This window comes from Enterococcus sp. AZ048 (assembly GCF_051715125.1).
Lineage (GTDB): Bacteria > Bacillota > Bacilli > Lactobacillales > Enterococcaceae > Enterococcus_A > Enterococcus_A gilvus.
On the sequence record NZ_JBIOTD010000002.1, the window covers coordinates 478,075 to 501,202 of the forward strand.

Annotated in this window: 18 protein-coding genes; 3 read left to right on the forward strand and 15 right to left on the reverse strand. The window is 43.3% G+C overall.

From position 1 onward, the window contains the following. Positions 1–66 precede the first annotated feature (66 nt). The 7 genes from IGI66_RS16160 to IGI66_RS16190 all read right to left on the reverse strand — a co-directional run bounded on the left by IGI66_RS16160 (position 67) and on the right by IGI66_RS16190 (position 8,304). The gene (locus IGI66_RS16160) at positions 67–639 is read right to left on the reverse strand and encodes a helix-turn-helix domain-containing protein (protein ID WP_431380294.1); all 573 of its coding nucleotides are present in this window, start codon (positions 637–639) and stop codon (positions 67–69) included. 185 nt (positions 640–824) lie between these two features. Then, the gene (gene yjeM / locus IGI66_RS16165) at positions 825–2,312 is read right to left on the reverse strand and encodes a glutamate/gamma-aminobutyrate family transporter YjeM (protein ID WP_438849587.1); all 1,488 of its coding nucleotides are present in this window, start codon (positions 2,310–2,312) and stop codon (positions 825–827) included. A 621-nt stretch (positions 2,313–2,933) separates the two neighbouring features. Further along, positions 2,934–4,529 carry an ABC transporter gene (locus tag IGI66_RS16170; RefSeq protein WP_438849588.1) on the reverse strand — a complete coding sequence of 532 codons (1,596 nt, stop codon included), beginning with the start codon at positions 4,527–4,529 and terminating at the stop codon, positions 2,934–2,936. Next, the gene (locus IGI66_RS16175; RefSeq protein WP_010779355.1) at positions 4,522–5,280 is read right to left on the reverse strand and encodes an ABC transporter ATP-binding protein; all 759 of its coding nucleotides are present in this window, start codon (positions 5,278–5,280) and stop codon (positions 4,522–4,524) included. Before IGI66_RS16175 ends, IGI66_RS16170 begins: the two co-directional genes overlap by 8 nt. A gap of 141 nt (positions 5,281–5,421) precedes the next feature. Beyond that, on the reverse strand, positions 5,422–6,000 hold the full coding sequence (locus tag IGI66_RS16180; protein WP_438849589.1) for an NUDIX hydrolase: 579 nt from the start codon (positions 5,998–6,000) through the stop codon (positions 5,422–5,424). A gap of 112 nt (positions 6,001–6,112) precedes the next feature. Beyond that, a complete protein-coding gene (locus tag IGI66_RS16185) occupies positions 6,113–6,808 on the reverse strand; it encodes a response regulator transcription factor (RefSeq protein ID WP_010779357.1) in 696 nt (231 codons plus the stop codon). Positions 6,809–6,855: 47 nt separating this feature from the next. Then, positions 6,856–8,304: a sensor histidine kinase gene (locus IGI66_RS16190; protein ID WP_438849591.1), complete on the reverse strand. Its 1,449-nt coding sequence runs from the start codon at positions 8,302–8,304 to the stop codon at positions 6,856–6,858. 198 nt (positions 8,305–8,502) lie between these two features. On the opposite strand from IGI66_RS16190, the gene IGI66_RS16195 reads away from it, so the two are divergent. Next, on the forward strand, positions 8,503–10,809 hold the full coding sequence (locus IGI66_RS16195) for an HAD-IC family P-type ATPase (protein ID WP_438849592.1): 2,307 nt from the start codon (positions 8,503–8,505) through the stop codon (positions 10,807–10,809). A gap of 44 nt (positions 10,810–10,853) precedes the next feature. Here IGI66_RS16195 and IGI66_RS16200 read toward each other — a convergent pair whose 3' ends face one another. The 4 genes from IGI66_RS16200 to IGI66_RS16215 form a co-directional block, all read right to left on the reverse strand. Then, positions 10,854–11,705, reverse strand: a complete 852-nt coding sequence (locus IGI66_RS16200) for an AraC family transcriptional regulator (RefSeq protein ID WP_438849593.1) — start codon at positions 11,703–11,705, stop codon at positions 10,854–10,856. Between the two features lie 74 nt (positions 11,706–11,779). Next, positions 11,780–12,931, reverse strand: a complete 1,152-nt coding sequence (locus IGI66_RS16205) for a pyridoxal phosphate-dependent aminotransferase (RefSeq protein ID WP_438849594.1) — start codon at positions 12,929–12,931, stop codon at positions 11,780–11,782. A 20-nt stretch (positions 12,932–12,951) separates the two neighbouring features. Then, a complete protein-coding gene (locus IGI66_RS16210) occupies positions 12,952–13,674 on the reverse strand; it encodes an amino acid ABC transporter ATP-binding protein (protein WP_086304676.1) in 723 nt (240 codons plus the stop codon). Further along, entirely contained in the window at positions 13,667–15,118 is a 1,452-nt protein-coding gene (locus IGI66_RS16215) for an ABC transporter substrate-binding protein/permease (protein WP_114525430.1), read from the reverse strand. The genes IGI66_RS16210 and IGI66_RS16215 overlap by 8 nt, the downstream gene beginning before the upstream one ends. Positions 15,119–15,377: 259 nt before the next feature. Here IGI66_RS16215 and IGI66_RS16220 point away from each other — a divergent pair, with 259 nt between their 5' ends. Continuing rightward, positions 15,378–16,460: an iron-containing alcohol dehydrogenase family protein gene (locus IGI66_RS16220; protein WP_438849596.1), complete on the forward strand. Its 1,083-nt coding sequence runs from the start codon at positions 15,378–15,380 to the stop codon at positions 16,458–16,460. Between the two features lie 327 nt (positions 16,461–16,787). Here the strand turns inward: IGI66_RS16220 and IGI66_RS16225 are convergent, their stop codons facing one another. Together IGI66_RS16225 and IGI66_RS16230 are read right to left on the reverse strand one after the other, a co-directional pair. Beyond that, the gene (locus tag IGI66_RS16225) at positions 16,788–18,464 is read right to left on the reverse strand and encodes a hypothetical protein (protein ID WP_438849890.1); all 1,677 of its coding nucleotides are present in this window, start codon (positions 18,462–18,464) and stop codon (positions 16,788–16,790) included. 116 nt (positions 18,465–18,580) lie between these two features. Continuing rightward, positions 18,581–19,114, reverse strand: coding sequence for a GNAT family N-acetyltransferase (locus IGI66_RS16230; RefSeq protein ID WP_438849891.1), 534 nt, complete (start codon positions 19,112–19,114; stop codon positions 18,581–18,583). 499 nt (positions 19,115–19,613) lie between these two features. Between IGI66_RS16230 and IGI66_RS16235 the strand changes: the two genes are divergently transcribed. Continuing rightward, the gene (locus IGI66_RS16235) at positions 19,614–21,050 is read left to right on the forward strand and encodes a basic amino acid/polyamine antiporter (RefSeq protein WP_438849597.1); all 1,437 of its coding nucleotides are present in this window, start codon (positions 19,614–19,616) and stop codon (positions 21,048–21,050) included. A 32-nt stretch (positions 21,051–21,082) separates the two neighbouring features. Here IGI66_RS16235 and menA (IGI66_RS16240) read toward each other — a convergent pair whose 3' ends face one another. Together menA (IGI66_RS16240) and menA (IGI66_RS16245) are read right to left on the reverse strand one after the other, a co-directional pair. Beyond that, positions 21,083–22,069, reverse strand: coding sequence for a 1,4-dihydroxy-2-naphthoate polyprenyltransferase (gene menA / locus IGI66_RS16240; protein ID WP_438849598.1), 987 nt, complete (start codon positions 22,067–22,069; stop codon positions 21,083–21,085). A 104-nt stretch (positions 22,070–22,173) separates the two neighbouring features. After that, on the reverse strand, positions 22,174–23,127 hold the full coding sequence (gene menA / locus IGI66_RS16245; protein ID WP_314574712.1) for a 1,4-dihydroxy-2-naphthoate polyprenyltransferase: 954 nt from the start codon (positions 23,125–23,127) through the stop codon (positions 22,174–22,176). Between the last annotated feature and the right edge of the window lies 1 nt (position 23,128).

Below are 23,128 nucleotides of genomic sequence, written 5' to 3' on the forward strand. Positions count from 1 at the left end.
TTTTTGAAATAAAAATAAATCCCAGCAATAGGCACCTTTTTAGATGCTTTTTGCTGGGATTTTCTCTTATAGGAGTCCGCTTACCCATAAACTTAGGAGCACGACACCTGAAACGATTGCTGTAAATACGACAACGATAAGGGTTTTCGCCATCAGATCTTTTCCAAAATGTCGTTCTTTCCGCTTCGCTTCGACGTCCTCTCCCTCCATGTAGGCAACGATTTCTTTGTAGGTCTTCACGTTAGTTGCTTTCTTGATCTTTTCGATCTTTAAAGCTGCCCACATTCCGATCGCCCATAAAATAAATGGAATCCAAAGGCCTTTATCGCCGAACAGCTTCCACGCAGGTCCAAATAAAATCGCCGCTGCACCGATCGTTCCAAGCATGATCCAACTATACTTATCCATCTCATCTTTTTTGATCATTTTTTTCATCGTTTCCACGTCTCCTTTGACAAGCTCATCTAAAGTCACGTCAAAAAGAACACTTAGCAATAACAGGTTATGAATATCGGGATAGCTCCGTTCGTTCTCCCAATTGGAAATGGTTTGACGAGAAACATAGATTTTTTCCGATAATTCTTCCTGGGAAAATCCTGCTTCTTCACGTAGTCTCTTGATCTGTTTGCTTAAGTTCATTTCATCCGCTCCTTCATCCTTACCCTAATCGCTCCCTCGGATACTCACTAGCAAAAGTCTTTGTCATTAGGGGTTTTCCGCTTGTCAAAAGTCTTTATCATGCTTAAAAACCTTGATTTATCAAGTCTAACGGAAAAATGGACAAAATAAAAGTCCCGACGAATTTTCGTCGAGACTGTTTATAATTATTCTGCTTTAGAACGACGGACATAGTTTTGGTAAAGAATAATACCGACAACTGTAAATCCGACTGGACCTGCGATCATCCATAATGTATCGCGTGCGCCTGCTCCTTCGATGATTGGTTGGAAGATCGTAAAGACATTCGCACCCAATACTAATAGGAAGACTACGACACTGATGACCATCGTCATGCTTTTAGATTTGTATACTTCGAATGGACGATCCAAGCCCGTTTTGTTCTTGAATTTAGGGAATGCATAAATCAAGAACAAGTATGGCAATGTCATCGAAACGTTCGCCATCAAAGTCAAGATGTTGTAGAAGGCAGATGGATCTGGCGTTGCGAATGACGCGATCAAGATGATCGCAACAACGATCGCACATTGTGCCCACATTGCGTAGCTTGGCATGCCGTTTTCGTTCAATTCAGTGAATTTCTTCGGCCATAATTTCTTCGGTGTTCCCATGATCAACGTCTTCAATGGTGAATACGTCAATGTAAAGAAGGCACCACTATAGGCTAAGAACATCCCTAGACCAGTATAACGAGCAAACCAGTTACCCATACTGATCGCAGTTGCTTGGCTAAGGCCGATGCCTTTACCAAATTCAACCCCTAAGTTGTTCATCATTACGTAAGAAATATTTCCCAAGTTCGTTGAATCGCCTGATAATACGTCTTGCCAGTTTGTGCTTACGCCCCATAGGAAGATCCCTAGTGCGTACCCTACAGAAATGATCAAGGCTGAAAGAACGACCGCTTTCGGGAATGTTTTTTCAGGATTGCGTGTTTTGTCGACCATCCCACCAACAGCTTCAAGACCGCCGTAAGCGAAGATCGCGAACACCGCAAACCCTAACAAACCGATCGGGCTTTGGTAACTAGGATTTGGAGAATGTAAAATGTGGTCAAATGGTTGAGCCAAGTGTCCACCATTTACAACCAGAATAATACCTGAAATCACAATAAGAACCACGTTCAAACTAGTTACTGCTAAACCACCAAGACTGGTGATCTTAACGATTCCTTTGACCCCTTTGATTGAGACCAACGTTACGATGATCATCCACACACACGCTAAAAGCCCAACCATTTGTGTTGAGTTTAACCCGAACATGTGCAGTTTTTGCGTTTGGTCGCTTCCGGCGAAAGCCGTTGTGAAGGGAATCCAAACTTTTGATGATGTTGACACCATCCAGACAACATAGGAAGCAAACCACATGAATGTTCCGATAAATGCGAAACGTGGGCCTACGCTGACTTCCAACCATTTGTACATTCCGCTGTTTTCGCCTTTGATCGTTGAACCATATTCAGCCATCATTAACGCGAAAGGAATGAAAAATAGAATTGCAGCAATGACATAAAAGACGATTGAGCCATACCCCATCAAGTAGAATGCTACTGGACCGTTAGCAAACCCGAATACTGAGGTAAAGATCATCATGACCAGAGCGCCAAGCGTCATGCCTTTTTCTGCTTTGGACATTGAAACCACTCCTATTCAATTTTATCTCGGGTGCTCCTTCGTCTGGTCTATTCAAAACTTCAATTAGTTATTAATTGAGCAAGAATTTTTTAAAGACTAGAAAACCCTAAATGTAACTTTACAATGAAAAAACACAGAACGCAAGAAACGGACTAGTTTAAATATTCAGAAAATTCTTGTCAAAGAAACCTTTTGCGCCAGAATAGAGTGGACATAATTAAATGATAAAATAACTAGCCTTTCCCAGTAAATACTAAGCAAATTATAGCTGTTTTTTTATTGTAATTATTCGCATCACATTAATGCTGTTATATCGAATTTTTATAATGTATTCAAGCATAGGCAAGCGCTTTCTTTCCAGGTGCTTTTTTTATTTAAAATTAAAAAACGACAATGTATTTCCTAATAAACCTTCATAAGAGCGTGTATTAAAAAATTTTTCGTTTTATTTATGAAAAATCCATTTAAAATATTTTAGTTATTTGCCATTTAGAAACCATCATTTAGAAACGGAAAAATCCTCCAATTTTAATCTTTCTTGTGCGTATTTTTGACCAAAGTGACACAAAAAAAGGACGAAACGCCCTCTCTTCTGAGAGCCTTTCGTCCTTTTTTAACTTATTATTCGCTGATTTTTTTCCAAAAATTGCTTTGATTGATCCACAGCCAAGCACCAGATAAAATCGCCAACCAAATCATCACTCCGCCATTTAGAAGTAACGGATTAAGATTCATCACTACAGCGATCACATAAAGTGCGACTACGATCACGCCCAAGATCGATGAGCCGAAGAGCCACAGCATGAGCCCATAGTTTCCGACACCTCGAGTAAAGAGCTGGCTGACATTGGTCCATGTAATGTTCAGTAAACGGTAATCGCGGCTGAAAAAGTACAACGACAAAAGATAAGTCCCCCACAGTATTCCTGCTAAAAAAGGAACCAGTAAGTACAACGGTGCTTTCAGCACGAGGGCAATGATCAGCCCAACGCCGCCTGCGATCCCCATTTGAATCTTACAACCGACCCAGAATTTTTGTCGAAGATATTTTCTCATGGACAACGGCAACGACTGGATGAAGAAGAAATTCTCCCGATCCAGCGAGATCAAGTTACTGACAAAAGACGTTTGGTTCAACACAACACTGGAAAAGACTATACCTGCAACAAAGAACACGCCCATAAATGTCATCGGCAAAGTTTGCAGATCGATTGAGTTCGTCGTCACCATTGTTCCCACCATCACGACAGGCATGATCAAGGAAGACGTCAGCACCTGCATAATCAGATTGGGATTTTTAAGCAGTTGCACATTGTAGCTGCCTAATTGCGTTTTCAGTGATTGATTGGTTTTACGTTTTCGTTTGGTCGCAATCGTGCGAGAGCCCTCATCACTGAACTGTTCATATAAACTTGGAACGACGAAATAGCGTAGCGCAAGTAACAGCACCGCGGTTGCAACAAGCAGTCCAACAAGGGTCAGAAGTCCTTTCGTCGTAAACAAGGCGTGCATCACATGGTAGAACGGCATAAATATCGCGAAGGGATGGCGATCCGTAACGCCCGCTGAATGATCCACAGAGTTTTGGGAAAAATTGATCGCGAGGATTCCTCCAACAGAAACGACCATTGAGAATCCCAGCATCAAACTCGTAAATAATTTTTTATGTTGTCGGAACAACTTGGTTTTTGTCATCCCAAACACGATCAAGCTGCACAAACTAAAAAGCAGGTTAAAAAAGATGATAAATAGTAGAATGGCTCCAATCACCGCAAAGACAATGGAATAGCCGCTTTTAAACGCCGTTAAGAAAAATAAGATCAACAGCGGCAATAAAAAGGGCACGATCGTCATTCCGACCGCCAGGAATTTTGCGATGAAGACCTCCCCTTGCTTGATCGGTAACGGCAGATAATCCTGCAGGTCTTTGCTTTCAAAAAAGACGTTGAAAATGGCAGACAAGGATTGAGAAAAGCCGATCAACGCAAACAATGCCATATAATACGTAAAGAATCCCGGCAACTTTGAAAAATCGATCATGACCATCGTCAATCCGTAAATAGCTAAAAAAATGACCCCAGACAACAGATACTGCTGAACGATACTGCGAAGGACCTGCTTTCCTTTCCGTCCCTTTTTTCGAATTTGATTCGTCGCCGACGGATTGACATATAGCATATTGACGCCAATCAACCGTTTGATGATTCCGCTATTCATGAGCATCCTCCTCAATTTCAGCCACCAAATCCCCGTTCGCCTGTCGACCAGCCATCTTCAGATAGATACTCTCCAGTGATTCATTTGGATGTTCCGCTAACAAATCATCAACGGAGCCGTTATAAATCAGCTCTCCTTTTTTCAAAATCGCCAGATCATCGCACAATTGCTGCGCGGTGTCTAACACGTGTGTCGAAAAGATGACGGTTTTTCCTTTTTCCGCATGACGTTTGATCATTTCTTTCAAGTCGAAGGCGGCTTGCGGGTCTAATCCTTGCAAGGGTTCGTCCAAGATCCAGATATCCGGGTCCGGCAGCAGTGCCCCGATAATAATGGTCTTTTGCCGCATCCCATGAGAAAAGCTTTCCAGCGTTTCATCTTCATGTCCCACAAGATCGAACAATTCGATCAGCTCTTGATGCCGCTTTTCTTGCCCCTTCAGCTCATAAGCTGCGGAGATCAAATCCCAGTATTCATTAGCAGTTAATTGCAAAAACATATCTGGAGAATCCGGTACATAGGCGATTTTCTTTTTGATTGCCAAACGGTGCTCTTTTAAGTTTTTACCGTCAAACAAGATCTCGCCGCTCGTTGGTTCAATAATACTCACTAAGCTTTTGATCGTGGTGGATTTACCAGCGCCGTTATGTCCTAAAAATCCAAAGATCTCTCCTTCTCTAATCGTTAGGCTTAACTGATTCAGCGCTTTTTTCTCTCCATATACTTTCGTGATCCCTGTTAATTCAATCATTGTTCCATCTCCTCGTTTCCCCTACCAGCATCCAGAATGGCCTGCTAACTTAAGATTTTGGTCGCCTTTTTAAATATAACGCGTGATTGCTTTTATTCACTATACGAGAAAAAGCAGCGACTTACAATAGAATGGGCCTTATTAAACAGAGGACTCTTGTTTCAGTAACAACGCCTTTTGCATCATTTTATGATAATAAGGCCGCATCTCCTCTTCGGCTACCGCCTCGTCCAGCTCTGCCACAGCGATCCATTTGACATCGCTATTTTCGTCCTCCTTGATTGTTAATTGCTGATCTTCCTCCGCCATAAATAGAAAGGTCGTATTGACGTGCACGTGTTTTTTTATACGCTTTCCATTTTTACAGTGTTCCTCCACAGGTAAAATATCGAAGGCAAACAGCCCGTCATACATTAAGTGATAATCTGTTATCCCGGTCTCTTCTTCCAATTCCCTTTTAGCAACGCCCAGAAGGTCTGCGTCACCGTCAGCGTGTCCGCCGGTCCAGGCGTAGGACTGATAAATATGATGGAAAACCATCAACACCTTGTCATACGTTGGATTGACGACCCACGCAGAGGAAGAAAAATGAACCTCTGGATTGTCACGGGTCAAAAGGTCCTTTTGAAATTGCAGCTTCGTCAAAAACAACGTCTGATCCGCAGCTTCCTGTTTCGTGAAGGGGACGTATTCGCTGATTTGTTTTATTATTTCTTGCATTCTTTTCACCTCATACCATTGATTTTGACTCCTGTATCTACCGATTATAACAAAAGACCTCCGGCATCAGGATAGACAAGAAGACTCGATCAACGTGATCGAGTCTTCTTGTCTATGGGATGAATCGGTAGCCTGCACCCCAAACCGTCTGGATATGTACAGGCTCTGAAGGATTTTCTTCGATTTTTTCTCGAAGGCGGTTGATGTGGACTGCTACGGTGCGGATCTCTCCAATCGATTCCATTCCCCAAATTTTTTCGTACAATTCTTCCTTGCTGAATACCCGTTGGATGTTTTCCATTAAAAACAGCAACAGCTCAAATTCCTTGTGCTTCATCACCACTTCTTTTTCTCTGACAAACACCTTCATTGCTTCCGGCTGGATCACGATATCTCCCGTGCCTATCATGTGTTGCTTTTCAGGTAGCGACTGCTGCGTATTCAGGCGTTCAACTTGTGCGAGGTTGGCACGAACACGTGCGACCAATTCTGTTGGCGAAAAAGGTTTACTGATGTAATCGTCTGCCCCTAAGCCCAGTCCGCGTAGTTTGTCTAGCTCCTCGCTTTTTGCAGTGACTAGAAGAATCGGCACCCGCACCTCATTTCTAAGCTGGCGTAGGACCTCGATGCCATCCATAGTCGGCAGCATCACATCCAATAAAATCAAATCATAGATGTTTTTTAGGGCTTCGGTCAAGCCTTCCCCGCCATCATGGATCACCGTACTCTCAAAATGATTGATCGTCAAAAAATCTTGTACAATATCTGCGATCGCCGCATCGTCTTCTATGATCAAAATCTTCTTCATCGTTTTCCCCTTTACCTGCTGCAGGTTGTTTTTCTCTAGTTAATCCCTCATGTTGCTTCGCTGATGGGCAATTGGATTCGAATTTGCAGCCCGCCGCTATCAGAAGCTCGTGCTTCGATGGTCCCCGCCTGACTTTCAACCACTCGACGAGCAATTGCCAGCCCCAGTCCGCTGCCTTTTCCTGATTGGGTTCGTGATTCGTCCCCGCGATAAAAAACATCAAAAAGCTTTTCTCGTTGTTGAGGCGGAACCCCTGGACCATTGTCACTGAAGGTAAGGATTACTTGTCCTGACTGCTCGTACTGTTCGATGAACAATTGATTGTCCTTTTCGGCGCCATACTTTACTGTGTTTTCAATAATATTGAGGATCACATTTCGCAACTGTTCCGAGTCGATCGCTGCCATCGTTTGATACGAATGCACGCCAAGTGTGAGCGTCAAGCCACGCTGCCTGTACTCCTCTGAAATCCCCTGAATCAGCTCAGCTAGATATTTTCCAATATCGACAGGCTGTATCCTCAAGGCGTATTCCCCTAGATCGATCTTTGAAAATAGGAAAAGCTGGTCCACCAATCGTGTGAGGTCATCCGTTTTTTGAGTAATAATCTGCAAATACTTGTTCTTCATCGCAGGCGTTGTGGCAATCCCTTTGTCTAAACCTTCTACATAAGCTTTGATCGCTGTCAGCGGCGTACGAAGGTCGTGGGAGATCCCGGCGATCAATTCTTTGCGGTTCTCACTCGTTTTTTCTTGTTCCGTCACCATCATTTCTAAGCGCTCAGCCATTTCATTGAGACTCGTCACGACTGGACGAAATTCATCATTCGCCTGATACGTTGTCCGCCAACTCAAATGGCCATCACGAATTTGTTCTACGCCATAGAGTAACGTGTTCAGTCCTTCATTGATTGGTCGAAAAATGAAACGCGCGAGCACATAATTGGTTAAAATAACAAAAAGAACCACACAAAGTACAGTCAAAAAAGCGATCAAAAGAATCATTTCCTTGTTATCAATAATTTTTTCTTCCAAATTCATATGGTAATTCGGATTGACCAGCAAAAGGGTGAAATCTCCGATGGGAAGTCGATTAAGCAAAACGTTATTGACTACAAGAGTTTCTTGTTCAGGATTCCCCACCATACCAGTGACAATGTTATTTTCTTTGTACGTTCCTTCATGCGTTACCAATGTGTGTTCCTTATCATAAAGAAACAAACTATAGGCATGACGAGGATGCTCTGCGGCTAAACGATCGAGGGCGGTCGTTAACTCCGCTTCTGTCGGCGGCTTCGAATCAAAGGATTCCTGCAGGTCTTCGAGACGTTCGTATTCTTGCGCATACCCCTTATTTTCCTGCCACTGAGTTATGAAATCACTGCCCAGCGTTTCAGAGAAAATAAAAAAAACGCCTCCTAAAACAATCGTCGTCAAAACGATCGGCATGACGATCATTAAGACATTGGAAAAATATAATCGTTGTCGAATCGTCATTCTTGCACTCCTCACTGTTCGTTTCTCTCTCTTCTTATTTAACACGAATGTTTTGTGTTTTCACGAAATAAAGCAAGTATTAATAAATAGTTTATAAATTGTTTATTCTTTCCACCCTATTTATTTGCTTTTGTTTCTTATCATAGAAGGTGCTTTATCGATAAGATATTGACTGAACTGCTTCGGAGGAACTTATTTATGGATGAATTTACAGGATTAACAGAAAAACAAGTAAAGGAAAAAATTGCTGCTGGGCAGACCAATGAGCATCGGATGAATCCCGCGAAGTCGACAACGACGATTATCCGGGAAAATACGCTGACACTCTTTAATTTGCTGAATTTTCTTTTGGCCTTGTGTCTTTTCGCTGTCGGCGCCTACAGCAATATGTTCTTTATCTCGATCATTATTCTCAACATGATCATTGGGATCGTACAAGAGATTCGTGCAAGAAATATGGTCGAGCGCCTGACTTTATTGGCTCAACACGATATCACTGTGATCAGAGACGGAAAGAAACAATCCATCTCACCAGAATCATTGGTACTTGGAGACCATGTCTTGCTGAAGGCAGGGGAACAAATTCCTAGTGATATGCTGGTCTTGGATGGATTGGCAGAGGCAAATGAATCTCTGCTCACCGGCGAATCGGATACGATTCCTAAAAGAAAAGGATCAGAAATTTTATCAGGAAGCTACTTAACCAGCGGGCAGCTACTCGCAGAAGTTCAACATGTGGGAGCTGAAAACTATGCCGCAAAAATCATCAATGAGACAAAAACGGCAAAACCGATCAAATCGGAGCTGATTCAGTCCATTCGAAAAATCTCAAAATTTACAAGTGTTATCATTCTACCCATTGGAATATTACTATTTATTGAAGCCTTTTTCTTACGCGACAGCTCTACCCATACCGCAGTGGTCACTTCTGTTGCGGCGCTTTTAGGGATGCTGCCGAAAGGGTTGGTCTTGCTGATCAGCATTGCATTGACCACAGGCGTCATCAAATTGGCAAAGAAACAGGTTCTTGTTCAGAATATGTACGCCATTGAAAATTTTGCGCATATGGACATTCTTTGTTTGGATAAAACGGGAACCTTGACTGAAGGAAACATGCAAGTGGAGAATCTCTATTTGCTGGATGAGGACTATCGCGAGGCACTGCCTAATTTAATGACCAGCTATTTAGCTGCCACCGAGGATAGCAACCCAACAGCTCAAGCCTTGAATCGGTATTTTGGCTCAGGGGCGCACGACCCGGCTAAGCAAGTCTTGCCCTTCTCGTCCGAGAGAAAATACGGCGCGGTCACCTTTGAAAACAATACAACGCTCTATTTAGGATCGCCAGAAAACCTGTTGCCTGCGGAAGAGATCCCCAAGATCATTCAACACTATCAAGAATTCGGACTGCGTATCTTAGTGATTGCCTTATCGCCAACAGTGCTTTCAGAGCAGCCCAGCGGCTTAGCACCTATCGCCTTCTTGACCTTGAGTGATCCCATTCGCGAAAATGCAAAAGAAACCTTGGACTTTCTAACTGAACAAGGTGTGACACTAAAAATTATTTCCGGCGACAATCCGAAAACCGTTGCTGCGATTGCTGAAAAAGCAGGCTTTAAAGACTACCAGCAAGCCGTCGATCTTTCGGCATACACAAAAGAAGAAGACGTTCGTGCACTCGCCCACACCCATTCGATTTTTGGACGTGTAACGCCACAACAGAAAAAGCTTTTGATCCACGAATTGAAATCTCAAGAGAAAACAGTTGGTATGACGGGGGATGGCGTCAACGACATCCTTGCCCTTCGCGAGGCGGATATCTCCATCGCCATGGCTGAAGGCGATGACGCGACTCGTCAAATCGCTGACGTGGTGCTTTTAGATTCCAACTTTGGCAGTCTGCCGAACATCATTTTTGAAGGCCGCCGTGTTATCAATACAATTACGCGTTCCTCTGGCGTGTTCTTCATTAAGACGATTTATTCCTTGCTAGTTTCTTTGTTCTGCATTTTGACTGTCTCGACGTTCCCTTTTATTCCGCTTCAAATCACCTTGATTGATTTAGCGATTGAAGGCTACCCTTCTTTCTTCCTATCCTTCGAGGAGGATAACAGAAAAATCAAGGGACGGTTTTTACCAACCGCGATCAAACGCGCGCTGCCGAGTGGACTATTGGTCTTGGTCAATGTAGTTCTCGTTTGGCTATTTGGACAGTTTTTCTTGTCAGCATTAGATACACGTACCTTGATGTACTACTTACTAATCGGAATCAGCTGCTTTGCGGTGATGAAGTCGTGCCAGCCCTTCAATCGTCTGCGACTATTTTTAGTTGTTACGACGACGATCGGCAGTTTTGTAGCAGCTTTACTGTTCCACAACCTGTTATCTATCGGCTTGGTCACATTTCCGATCTTCCTCTTCTTTTCAATAATGATGATCGGCAATGTCCTTCTTTGGCAACCGCTTGCCAGCAGAATCAACAAAATGAAGTTGGCGTTTATCTAATTTATAAATAACAAAAAACCTGTCCGATTGGACAGGTTTATTTGTTATTTCGCTCTTACTGGCAACCAGACTTGGAATGTTGCATTTTCTGGATTGGCGTCCAGATACAGTTCAATATCCGGCAGTTCTGCATACTCAAAACCAGATGTCGGAAGCCATTCGGTAAAGATTTGTGTTTGAAGCTCTTGGATCGCACCGGGCATAGGTCCCGTTCCAGAAAAGATCGCCCATTTAGCTGCGGGAATTTCGTATTGCTTGAAGTTTTCAGGCACGTCATCACTGGCAACACCGATAACATATTCCCACTCTTCTTGACTTTCTGCTGTCATTAAACTAATGCCCATGACCCCTGGATTCTGCTGATCCATGATGGGAATGAGCTGCTCCAAACAGCCGTCCTTACTTGTTTCCGCCCAAAATTCTGGAATCTGTTTTTTAAACTTCTCCATGTCTTTGCCTAACGTGATCCCTACTCCTGTTACATTGAAAACGGACTTGTCGATTAATTGATATTCCATCGCATAAACTCCCTTTACTGTAATTTTGAAGGTCAACATGGGATAGCTGGTTAATTTAGTGCCAGATTGCTTTGCTTCTTTCGGGGTGATTCCGTGGACACTCTTGAACACCCGATTAAACGACGTCGGTGAATCATAACCGAATGCCGCCGCGACATCGATCACCTTTTCACCTCGTTGCAGTGCCACACCTGCCAAACTCATCTTACGGCGTCGAATGTATTCACCCAAAGTTACGCCGGCGATATACGAAAACATTCGCTGATAATGATAGGTCGAGCACTGCGCCAATTGCGCGGTTCGATCAAGATCAATCGTTCCCGTCAAGTGCGCCTCCACATATTCAATACTGTCGTTAAAATGATCCAACCATTCCATTCATCTTCCTCCTACACTTACTATACTGGGAAATGGAGCCGTATACCTCTTAAAACGTGCCGAGTTTGAAGAGCTTAAAAATGCAGCTTCGCCAAACGATCAAAAGCTTCCGCCAATACCTCTAATGGTTGTGTCGCTGCCAAGCGAATATAGTCGTCCCCCACCGTTTCACCAAAGGCTTTTCCGGGAACAAACAACACGCCGCTTTGTTCCAAGACCGTTTCAACAAACGTCACTGAATCTAGCCCGCTTTTACGGATATTGATAAACGCATACATGCTGCCCGTCACGGAACGCAAGGATAAATAAGGAATCTCTGCCACTCTTTTTTCAATATACGTCAATCGTTCCTTAAAAATCTCGACTGTCGGCGGCACGAGTTCTTCATAATGGTTCAACGCATAGATCCCGCCGCGCTGAGAGGCTGTCGGTGCCGAATACGTGATGCTCTCATTGATCATGCCGGCGACTTGATTAATATAGGCGGGTGCGATCATGTAGCCTAGTCGCCAGCCAGTCATCGCAAAGCCCTTCGACACCCCACTGATGGTGATGGTGTGTTCAGGAGCAAGACGCGCCATCGGGACAAATGTTTCTTTAAAAGCAAAATCCTCGTAGATTTCATCAGAAATAATGAATAAATCATTTTCAATAGCAACCTCCGCGATTTTTTTCAACGTTTCTTCAGAGAAAACCGCGCCTGTAGGATTGTTTGGCGAATTGATGATGATTGCTTTCGTCTTATCTGTAATCGCTGCTTTTAAATCTGTCACGTCTAATTGAAAGTCATTTTTCTCATAGGTCGGGACAAAAACGGGCGTTCCGCCAGATAAAACAACTTGTTCGCGATAGGGTGAAAAATAAGGCTCATGGATGATCACTTCATCGCCTGGATCAAGCAAGACTTGCATAACGAGGTACATTCCATGAAGAGCCCCCACGGTTGCTCGAACCTGATTGATCTGAAAACTCAAATCGTATTTTTTTTGATAAAAGTCAACGACTGTCGTTAAAAATTCTTTACTGCCATCGGGTGCCGTATAATTTGTGGCACCCTTTTTTACATCTGTATAGGCCGCTTCAATGATTTTTGGATTGGTGATCAAATCTGGGTCACCGATCGACAGATCAATAATATCTTCTTTTTCCTTTGCTAGAACAGCGATCTTCATCAGCAAATTTTCTGCCGGCTGCTGGAAGCGCTGTGCAATTTTATCTTTGTTCATCCTGGTTCCTCCGCCTCTGTTTACAATACTTTATTTAAGAAATCCTGTGTCCGGCTGTTTTGCGGATGCTCGAAGATTTCTTCTGGTGTCCCCTCTTCTTGAATGATGCCGTCCGCCATGAAGATCACACGGTCCGCTACCTCTTTCGCAAAGCCCATCTCGTGGGTCACGACGACCATCGTCATGCCTTTTTTGGCTAAATCCTGCATAACCGCCAACACTTCGCCGACCATTTCCGGGTCAAGGGCGGAGGTTGGTTCATCGAATAGCATCACATCTGGATTCATTGCTAAAGCTCGGGCGATCGCCACCCGCTGCTGCTGCCCGCCAGACAAACTCGCAGGGTAGCTGTCTGCTTTTTCCTTTAAGCCTACTTGATCCAACAGGGCTAATGCCTGTTCTTTGGCCTTTGTCGGATCTTCTTTTTTGATTTTTACTGGCGTAATCGTTAAATTCTCTACTACACTCATATGCGGGAACAGATTGAAGCTTTGAAAAACCATGCCCATTTTTTGGCGAATTTGATCGATGTTGCTGTCGGGTGCTGTGATATTTTGCCCCTCGAAAAAGATCTCGCCAGAAGTCGGCTCTTCTAAAAGATTCAAGCAACGCAGAATGGTACTTTTCCCGCTTCCTGAAGGACCGATGATGACTACCACTTCGCCTTCTTTGACCGTTAAATCAATGGCTTTTAAAACTTCATTGTCGCCAAAACTTTTCGATAGTTGTTTTACATTAATCATTTAAGCCCATTCTCCTTTCAACTAATCCCAATAGACGGGAAATACAGAAGGTCATTACGAAGTAAATCAGCGAAACGAGCACGTAGGGTAAGAACGGCTTGAAGCTGGCTCCTTGTACGACTCCTGTTTGGAAGATCAGCTCGGACACCCCGATGACTGAAACGACTGAGGATTCTTTGATGATCGTCACGAATTCATTACCTAATGCTGGGAGAATGTTCTTGATGGCCTGTGGGAAAACGATAAACCGCATCGCTTCTTTTTGATTCATCCCCAAGGAACGCGCCGCTTCCATCTGACCTTTGTTCACCGCGTTGATCCCGGCACGGACGATTTCTGCCACATAAGCCGCACTGTTTAATGAAACGGCGATACAGCCGGCTAGAAGTTTGGATAAATCTAGGCCTAATACGCCTGTACCAAAGTAAACGATAAAGATCTGAACCAATAGCGGGGTTCCCCGAACATATTCAATATAAATTACTGCAAGAGCCTTCAAGATCTTGCTTTTGCTTAACTTCATCAACGCCAGCAAGCTACCAAAAATCAATCCGAAGAGTACACCAACAAATGCTAATAAGATGGTATATTTCGCCCCATTCAAATAGTATGGACCGTATTTTTGCAAGAATGATTGGTCTCCTTGAAACATTAATTCATTGGCATCTTTTTGATAACCTTTCAGAAGGTCTTCATCATTGATCGTTTTGATCGAGGCATTGACGTGCTTCTTCAATTCTGGGGTGTTTTTTGACATCGCGATCGCGGTCACTTTTTCACCTTGTTCAAATTTCACTGGTGCCAGCTCCACATTGTCGCTTTGCTGTACATAGGCTTCAGCTACTGGCTGCTCCAGCACAACGGCTTCCACTTTTTTATTCAGCAAATTATTGACTAGGTCGGGCACTTTTTGCAGAGAGGTTGGTTCTGCCCCTGTCATTTCATTTTTGACAAGGTCTTCTTGTGTCGTTTGTTTTTGAGCTCCGACGGCTAATCCGTCAAAATCAGCGGTCGTTTTGAATCTGTTTTTATCTCCTTTACGAACCAGTACCTTTTGCTGAACGACAAAATACGGATCAGAGAAGTCTACTTCTTTTAACCGTTCCTCAGTAATAGACATCCCTGAAATAACTAGGTCGATCTTTCCAGTCTTCAAGGCACCGAGTAATGCATCAAAACCGAGCTCTTCGATTTTTAGTTTGACCCCCATATCCTTTGCGATTTTCTCTGCAATCGATATGTCAAAGCCAACGATTTTATCTTTTCCATCCACTTCTGCGTGGAATTCATAAGGCGCATAGTCTGCCGATAGACCAACGACCAATTCCCCGCTTTGTTGAATGCGTTCGTAAATTTCATCTTTTTCTGCTCCTTGTGCGGTTGCCGGTAAAATGCTCAACAACACGAACAGCACGGTGATCAACGCACCAATTTTCTTCTTCATCCGTCCCACTCCTTCTTCCTATCTACTGATTCACTCTTTTCAATGCAACCATCAATTTTGATCCTTATTCTTTGATCCGCGCGATTAAGGCTGTAGCAAGGTCGCAGGTGGAAAGACCTCCTGCCGACACTTTATGAATAATAATATAACTATGCAGATTTTTATAGAATAAATATTCAAAATCAACTTGCATTTATACTACCACAACTATTATAATAAAAAAAGATTTATCTAAAAAAATAATGAAAGAAGTTTTCCGATGACCAAACAGTTGATTGTACGTGGTGCACCACAGGAATATGAACTAAAAATCAATGCCTGGAATTCCTTAGAATCCCACCTAAATAGAAGAAAGATCACAAACATTCTCGTCCTCCATGGCGACACCTCTTGGAAGGCCGTAAAACCCTTTTTCCCTGAGCTATCAATAACAAAAACGTTTCATTATTATGGCGGTCAATGTACGGATTCTGCCGCTGAAGAATTTGCGTCTTTATGCAAGAAGGAACAGTTTGACGGTATCGTGGCAGTCGGTGGCGGAAAAGTGGCTGATTTAGGAAAGTTTGTCGCGTTCAAAGCACAGCTGCCGATCCTTATTTTGCCAACGTTGGCTGCAACTTGTGCCGCTTATACCCCGTTAAGTGTCGTCTATGATGAGACGGGCGTTATGCTCCGGTATGATATTTTTCCAAAGGCCAGTGATCTGGTTTTGATCGATCCCACCATTCTTTTGCACTCCCCTCGTGAATTGATGATCGCCGGGATCGGTGACACGCTCGCGAAATGGTATGAATCTCACGCCATCATTTCTCAATTGGAGGTGCTTCCTGTCGAGGTTCAAGTCGCAGCCTTTGCCGCTGAAAAGTGCCGCGGGATTCTTTTAGAAAAGAGTACCGACGCATTATCAGCAATGGCGAAGAACGAACTGAATCAAGCCTTTGTCGATGTCGTTGAAGCAAACATTCTACTGGCGGGCATGGTCGGCGGATTTGGCGATGAATACGGGCGGACAGCAGGCGCGCACTCGATCCACGATGCGTTGACCGTTTTGCCTGAGAGCCATCAGCAGCTTCACGGGAATAAAGTCGCCTACGGAATTTTAGTGCAATTGATGATCGAGGAAAATCTAGCAGAGATCCAACGCCTGCTCCCGTTTTATCACCAATTGAATTTGCCAACGAGTTTAGCTGATATGTCCATGGAGTTGTCAGAGGCAGACTATCAAGCCGTAGGGGAACGTGCTTGTGCCCCCGGTGAGATGATCCATTTAATGAAGGAAACGGTCTCACCAGCGCTCGTCATTGAAAAAATGAAAGCTCTGGAATCTTTGATGGAAAAATAAGAAAGCGGAACTTGTCAAAACAAGTTCCGCTTTTTTGGTCTAGCTTTAAAAAAAGTGCAAAAAAAAAGATACGAATGAAACGTATCTTTTTTAGAAAAGTTTCCCAGTTCTAATGGCATAAATAGTTAAGGAAATCAGGATGAACAACGCCAACATTTCTACTAGAAAGTCAGTGGTTTTTACTCCGTTTTTCGAAGTGTTCTTCTCTTGTTTCATTGCTCTATTAGGGCCCTCCTTACGTTTACAATGCAAGGATAGCAAACCATTGGTATAGGCTCGTAACAATTCTTATTGAATTTGATTAGAATACTGTGAGACGACCCTCATTCAATCCAATTTCTTTATAAAAAGGTCGCCTTTTGCCTTTCTCATTACTAGAGAAAGGCCCAACAACTGAAGGACTTGTATCAAAGGAACCCCCGCTCCAGTATAGAAGAACATGAACAAGCCCATTCCCTTCGGTGCCCAAGTAGCGAACCACGACACGCCAAAAAGATAGACAACATACGTCAGCAGCAGACCAAGAACTATGATCAAATACTCTGACAAAACAGCCCGCGTTTGTTTCTTTTTAGCGTAGGTGAACGTCGACAAGACGAACATCCCCAAGCTGATCAGCATTAATAGAGGAGAAAGAATACGGTAGATCCAGATCATGCCATTTACGATTCGTACGATTGGCCGTGTTCGTTTTGCTTCTGCCTCCATGCCCTTTTTAATAGTAGAAACAGAACGTACATTTACCAAGTCCAGGACTTTCTCCGCAGGTTGCTCTGGAACGAAGATCGAACCCCCGTAACTTGTTTGATAGCTTTTATAGAGGGTGGTCTCAATGATTCCAGCTTTCATATAATTTGCTACTTTACTCAGATCTTCCAGTTTTTTCCCATTGCTTTGTTTTGAGACGAAAAGCATATTCTTCTTGGTTAACTGCCCAGACTTGAATCCTTGCTCCAGTTCACGATTGATCTTTTTAAAGACTTTTTCGTTTTCACGGCCATCTTTATACAAACCCTCTCGCTGGAACATCTCCCTTAAGCCCCAGACAAACATATCTCCAGGCAGCTCGCCATTTTTGACAGGCCAAGAATCAGGCCAGATTGAGTCGTTCAGCATCCAGTGAATCCCTTGATGGTACTTCGCAAATGTCGGTGAGACTTCCTCCGCCTTCGCGAATGTTTTTTTCGACACCCAGATCCCGCTGTCTTCAGCAATCTCTGGTGTATCATACCCGCGATTATCAATTTGGATCAGATGTTCCGTCATCTTGGCAAAGGATGTCTTTGTTCGATCATTCGTTGTGAAAATACCGTAATGGTCTTCATTCATCTTGGAGATCAATAAGGACTCACCGACCGTAAATAAAACAGGTGCGATTAAAAGTAAAAAATTTCCAAGTATTTTTCTTTTTTTCGTCGTTTTTACAGACTGCCAAAAGGTACGAATCTTTTCCTTCGGTGACCCACCCAGCGGTCCTTTTCCCGCTAGGATACCCAAAAGTGTAAAAACCGTAGCGACGGCATAGAAAGGAACCAACCAAATCGAATCTTCTCGTAAAAACCAGAAAAAAGGAAAAGCTGCCATTAGCAGGATCGACCACGGCAGGCGCTGATGGATCGTGTCTTTCCTTCGTAAATACAGCCCTAAGATCCCTGCCAAAACAAAGAGGACAGCCGCAAACACTAAGCTGTTTCGGTAAATTCGCAAAGAAAAATCGGAGGCTAAAGTCGCTGGTGAGTAAATGAGAAATAAGAAGCCAAAAGCACTTAGGTACTTATTCTTAATCAGCGGCGCTAACGCCTTCACCATCGCAACTGCTGCGAGCATATCGATCAAACATAAAAAGAGCGGATATGACAGCCTTGAAAAATGATTCACTAGTAAAAAGAAGGTAAAAGACAATCCTTTAGTCAATATCCCTGCATTGTAGGGTCCTAGCCACTTACCGGCTAAAATGTTCAACGCCTGATTGATGGATAGCGCGTCATCATACCCTGCCTGCATATACACTTTGACAGGCATCTCCACAGCAATCAGAAGCCGAAAAAGAATCGCTAAAACAACAAAACCAACAAGTATTTTTCCTTTTTTCGTATTCAGGTGCCATCGTTTTATAAGGTTCATAGTTCAGGGAAAGGGATAAAAGGCGGCATTTCCCCTTCTACCTCCATTAAAAACTTTTGCAGCCAAATGACATCTAGCCATTGCTCAAATTTGTAGCCGATTTTAGGGAAATTCGCGACCTCGCGATACCCTAATTTTTCATGAAAATGAATACTGGCTTGATTTCCGCCTGTGATACATGCTGTTAGAATCGCCACGTTCTGCTTTCTCAACGTTGCTTCTAACGCTTGATATAAATGTCTTCCTGCACCATTGCCACGTTTGTCACGGTCTACATAAACACTGACCTCCACCGCCCAGTCGTAAGCTGCTCGTTCTTTATAAGCATGTGCATACGCGTAGCCTAAAATGTGTCCCTCTTCTTCTGCCACTAAGTAAGGGTATTTTTCACTAGTTTCTGCGATTTTTTGAACAAAATCCTTCGCATTCGGTACGTTATAGTCAAAAGTAATTGTCGTTTCTTCAACGTAAGGTGCATAAATCGCGGCCAAAGACGCGGCGTCCGCGGGTACTGCTGCTCTAATATTCATCATAGACCTCCTCGCTGTCCCAATTCTAACACTCCACTCTATAAAAAAACACCCTGTTCCAAAAGGATTACGACAAAACTTTAAAAATAATAAGGACTTATCTGCGAAGGCGGGGCTTACTTGAACCCTCCATAAACATGACATCATGATGGCATCAATAACACGTTGGTACATTTTTATACAAAGTTATTTCTCATTTATACAGACCTATTTTTTGTTTAAAAAGATGTGAATTTGCGAATTTTACCTGTTTGTCCTTATTCCTTGAATCCTATTAAAAGAAAATGGCAATTATTTAAGGCAAAACTGATTAGTTTTACCCCCTACTTCTGGTTATTTTTGCATAAGTATGCTTATATAGAAACTGTGTTTCTTGAATCCTCCATTTTCAATGTCACAACGAAAGTGAGTGTTTCAATAGAAGCCGTAGTTCACTAATTAAAGAGCATTTTTCGTTTTTCGAAAGATACGTCTATGCCTATGAATTAAAGGAGAAGTTATGAATCAGAATCAAACGCCGGATAATCATACAAAAGAAATGAGTCTGCTAGGACTGAGCATGAGCATGATCGTGATCGGCTCGATGCTTGGCGGCGGTGTATTTAATTTACCAAGCAGTATTTCCCAATCAGCTGGAGTTGTTGCTTCCTTGCTTGCCTGGCTGATCACTGGGATCGGTGTGTTCTTCATCGCTAAAGTTTTTCAGACTCTTTCAAAGGAGACACCAGAGATCATTGGGGGAATCTATTACTATGCAAAAGACGGTTTTGGCGATTATGTCGGCTTCAATTCCGCTTGGGGCTATTGGCTGAGTAATATAATCGGAAATGTATCTTTCGTTATTTTATTCTTAGATGCATTGAGCAAATTTATCCCGTCGATCGGCGGTTCGGGCGGTCGAATCGGTTTATTTTTAGGGACATTTATGATCTGGGGCGTGGTCTTTTTAGTCGCTCGCGGAATTCGTACAGCCAGTCTTTTAAATACCATCGCCACAAGTGCAAAAGTGGTGCCCATCTTGATGGCGATTTTTCTTTTGTTTATTCATTTTAAGTACCAGACCTTTTCAATGGACATCTTCGCTAAAAATATGATGCTGAATGGCAAACAACTCGGCGGAATCCCCACTCAGATTCGCCACGCGATGCTCCAAACCATGTGGGTATTTGTCGGGATCGAAGGCGCCGTTGTCCTGTCTGGTCGTGCGAAACGGGCACGAGATGTGGGCCGCGCGACACTGATCGGCTACAGCACGACGCTTGCGATCTACGTGCTGATCGTGATGCTGAGCTTTGGTTCATTGCCGCAGGAACAGCTTGCGAATTTGCCAAGCCCTTCATTGAGCGGTGTGTTGCGCGCATCCACAGGCCCTTGGGCGGCTCATATGATCGATGTCGGTGTCATAATTTCCGTATTGGGCGCTTGGATTTCTTGGACGATCTTAGCAGCGGAAATTTCATTTGATGCGGCACAGGACAAAATGTTCCCCGCTTTCCTAGGAAAAGCCAATAAACAAAACGCACCAGTAAACGCATTGATCCTGAACGGTGTGATCATGCAGGTCGTCTTTTTGATTTCACGTTGGGCGATGGATGCCTTCCAAGCGGTGACCGACACTGCGACAACAATGGTGCTCGTCCCTTATGTCCTATCTGCCGCTTTCTTATGGCAGATCGCGAAAGGGAAAAAACATAAAGGACAACAAGTGTTAGCTATCGGCGGGATCGTCTATGGCATCTATATGCTGTATTCCTCCGGCATTTTAAATTTACTTTATTGTATCGGTATTTATGCGTTGGGCATTGTCTTTTGGTTATGGAACAGCCATACGTACCACCGTCCGATTTTCGCCACCAAACGAGACAAACTTCTATTTGTGCTTGTGACCGGCTTAGGCGTCGTGAGCCTTGTGACTTTTTTGATCCAATTAATGTAAAAAAAAACAGCGAATCAATTGATCGCTGTTTTTTATATACGTTGTAAAATCATCGTAATCAGAAGCCCTGCCGCATAGCAGCTATTGAAGACAATCAAGTTTTCAACGGCCATCGGAAATGTTTTAGTTTTGATCTGTACCTGTGTGAAGCGGGCGGTTTGAGGAATCACTTTTACCAGACTGACAAAAACTAGCAGAATCGGCCACTGATAGATGCCAGTGAGCATTCCAACAAGGATCACGCCATAACAGCTATACATCAACCCATTGAATAAGCGAATCCCCCACTCACGTCCGATATAAAAAGGCAGCGTGTAACGATGATTTTGAATATCTTGTTCCAAGTCACACAGGTTATTTGCCAGCATAATATTCGCGATCGTCAGCATCAAAGGCAACGCTGCCCAAATAACGGCCAATACAGCCCTCGTGTCGCCAGTCACTGCGAAGTGATCTATGTCTAGCTCCATGAAAAAAAGCCGCTGGTCGTAAGTGTTCAAGTAGATCGTAATCGCAAAAATCCCTAGCCCTTCCGTCACGCCACTAAAGATTTCTCCTAAGGGCATCCGTGACAGCGGAATGGGACCATACGTGTAAAACACGCCAACAAAAAAGCAAGCCGCTCCCATCGGCAACAGCATCCAGCCCGTTTGGACAACTAATATGAGTCCTATGATCGCCGCAAATCCTACTAAGCCAATAATCAGTCGTTGAATCTGCTTTTCGGACAAATTTTCGCGTCCAATAATGTTTTCTTCGTACTTATAGGTCTCTGAATGGGCCTTTTTAAAATCCATATAATTGTTGATTGCTGTGATTGCCAAATCAAAAGCGAACATCCCGAAAAAGAAAATCATTGTTTTTCCTGGATGAAACGAATGGAAATAGGTATTCGTAAACAGCACAGCTATGACAAAAGGAAAAATCCCAGCGAACTTTGTGCGTATTTGCACAAGTTCAAAGAAATGTTCTTTCGTCATTTTCTTAGAGGCGTGTTTCAAGTCCTTCATATTCTCCATAGTGTCAATTCCCCATTTCAGTTCCTTTTTTCTAGATATATACATAAAAATAGACTACACCAGCAGGCAAGTGACGGCTCCACCTGCCTGTGGTGTATGTCTATTTAGCCAATAAAAATCTGCAAGAGAATGGTCGCAGCAAGACCGATCGCGTAACAGCTATTGAAGGCGACCAAATTTTTGATCGAAAAGATAAAGGTTTTTCTTTTGATCTGTTCTTTTGTAAATGCCTTTGTCTGGGGATAGACCCTCACTAAACTCAGAAAAGTCAAGAGGATCGGCCACTGATAAATCCCAGCGATCCATCCAATAACAATCGCGATGTACGAACTGTACATAAGAATATTGAACAAGATCACCGCATTTCTTTTACCCAAATAAAACGGCAAGGTGTATCGGTGATTCGTAATATCCTGCTCCAGATCGCAAATATTATTAGCCAGCATAATATTTGCGATCGTAGCGATCAAGGGCAATGATGCCCAGATGACTGCCAACGCTGCGGTGGTACTTCCGGTAATCGCAAAATGCTGCAAATCCAGCTCCATGAAGAATGGTTTCTTATCATACGAATTAATATAGATCGTAATGGCAAAAATCCCCAGTCCCATCGTTACCCCGCTGAACACTTCACCTAGCGGCATCCGAGATAACGGAATCGGACCGAATGTATAGAAAACACCAATAAAACAACAAGCACAACCCATGACAAGTAACAGCCAGCCCGTTTGAATTGCCAAGGTGATCCCTACAATTGCCGCGAAACCGATCAGTCCAAAAATGATCAGTACGACGGTCTTTTCAGAAAGCTTGTCTCTTCCGATAACATTTTCTTGATATTTATATTCTTCTGAGTGGGCCTTGCGAAAATCCATGTAATTATTGATGGCGGTCGTTGCCATGTCAAAAGCCAGCATTCCAAAGAAGAAAAAGAGCGTTTTTCCCCAATGGAAGGAATGGAAATACGTATTCGCAAACAGCACCGCAATTATAAATGGAAACAGACTTGCTAATTTGGTGCGTATTTCTACTAGATCAAAAAAGCTTTCTCTTGTCATA